The organism is Roseicyclus sp., assembly GCF_052168335.1.
GTDB lineage: Bacteria > Pseudomonadota > Alphaproteobacteria > Rhodobacterales > Rhodobacteraceae > Roseibacterium.
The window spans coordinates 1-1,809 of record NZ_JBQLZP010000568.1; the positions used below are offsets into that span (position 1 = coordinate 1).

Consider the following 1,809-nt stretch of genomic DNA (forward strand, 5'->3'; position numbering starts at 1 on the left):
GGTCCAGTTCACGATCAGCCGCGTGGTCTCGGCCTCCTCGCGCTCCTCCTCGACGACGCCCTGGCCGTAGAGCCAGGCGCGCCGGCGGCCCTCGCCGTGGGCAAGCTCGACCGTCGCGCGGTGGCGGGGTTCCGAGACCCGTTCGGACACCGCCTTCAGCATCGGCCCGAGCCCCGCCCCGGTCAGCGCCGAGATGGCGAAGATGCCGTCGCGGCGCGCGGCCTCGGTCTCCTTCGTCTCGCGCTCGGGGCCCTTGAGGAGGTCGGTCTTGTTCCAGACCTCGATCACCGGCGTCGCGCCCGAGACGCCGAGATCCTCGAGGATCGCCACGACGTCCGCCGCCTGCTCCTCGCTCTGGGGGTGCGAGATGTCGCGGACGTGCAGGATGAGATCGGCGTCCAGCACCTCCTCGAGCGTGGCGCGGAAGGCGGCGACGAGCTGCGTCGGCAGGTCCGAGATGAAACCGACCGTGTCCGACAGGATCACCTTGGTCCCGTCGGGCAGCGTCACGCCCCGCATCGTCGGGTCGAGCGTCGCGAAGAGCATGTCCTTGGCCAGCACCTCCGCCCCGGTCAGCCGGTTGAACAGCGTCGACTTGCCCGCGTTGGTGTAGCCCACCAGCGCCACGATGGGGAACGGCACCTTCTTGCGCGCCTCGCGGTGCAGGGTGCGCGTCTTCACCACCTTGGCGAGCTGCCGGCGGAGCCGCGTGATCGCCTCGTCGATGGCGCGGCGGTCGGCCTCGATCTGCGTCTCGCCGGGGCCGCCGACGAAGCCGAGGCCGCCCCGCTGCCGCTCGAGGTGGGTCCAGGCGCGGACAAGGCGCGTCCGCTGGTAGCTGAGCGCCGCGAGCTCCACCTGCAGCACGCCCTCGCGCGTCCGGGCGCGGTCGGCGAAGATCTCGAGGATCAGCCCCGTCCGGTCGAGCAGCTTGCAGCCCCATTCCTTCTCGAGGTTGCGCTGCTGCACGGGCGTCACCGCGCCGTCGATGAGGACAAGCCCCACCCCGGTCTCGGCGATGCGGGCCTTCAGCTCCTCGATCTTGCCCGAGCCGAAGAGCATTCCGGGCTGCGCCTTGGGCAGGCGCACGACATCGCCCCCCACGACCTCGATGTCGGGGAGCGCGTGGGCGAGCGCCACGGCCTCGTCGAGCGCCGGGCCGGGTTCGCGCCGGTCGCGGTCGCTCTTTATGTCGGGATGCAGGACCAGCGTGCGCATCTTCGCGCGCGCCGTCCCCTTCTGGTCCTTGTCGATGGAAGGGCTCCGTCCGGCGCGCTCAATCGTCCCCGTCGTAGAGGTTGATCGGCTGGGCCGGCATGACGGTGGAAATGGCATGCTTGTAGACGAGCTGGCTCTGACCGTCGCGGCGCAGGAGCACGCAGAAATTGTCGAACCAGGTGATCACGCCCTGCAGCTTCACGCCGTTGATGAGGAAGATCGTCACCGGCACCTTCGTCTTGCGGACGTGATTGAGAAACGCGTCCTGGAGGTTCTGTTTGTTTTCGGCCATGGTGTCTTCGCGCCTTTCTGGTCGCCGCCGTTAGCCGGCGGACGTGTCGTCCCGAAAAGACTATGGTGCGAGTGAAAGCGGATTTCCAGTCCGGAAACCGGCACTTGCCGCAAATGCATTCACGTGCGCCAGAAGGCGGGGTTGAAAAGCGCGATGAGCACCAGCGTTTCGATCCGCCCGAGGATCATCGCCGCCGCGAGGATCAGCTTCGCCGGATCGGAGAGCGTCGCGTAGGAGACCGGCGCCTCGCCCGCCATTTCGGCCAGCGGTCCCGTCTCGGCGCTGACGACGACGGGACC

At 68.9% G+C, this 1,809-nt stretch carries 2 protein-coding genes and 1 pseudogene; all 3 read right to left on the reverse strand.

All coding sequences use genetic code 11. From position 1 onward, the window contains the following. On the reverse strand, positions 1-1,218 hold a 1,218-nt coding region (hflX, locus tag ACTS11_RS17475), incomplete at its 3' end, for a GTPase HflX (RefSeq protein WP_442641574.1). A gap of 58 nt (positions 1,219-1,276) precedes the next feature. Beyond that, the gene (hfq, locus tag ACTS11_RS17480) at positions 1,277-1,510 is read right to left on the reverse strand and encodes an RNA chaperone Hfq (RefSeq protein WP_442641575.1); all 234 of its coding nucleotides are present in this window, start codon (positions 1,508-1,510) and stop codon (positions 1,277-1,279) included. A gap of 119 nt (positions 1,511-1,629) precedes the next feature. Further along, positions 1,630-1,809, reverse strand: a pseudogene (locus ACTS11_RS17485) (TrkH family potassium uptake protein); the annotation flags it as partial.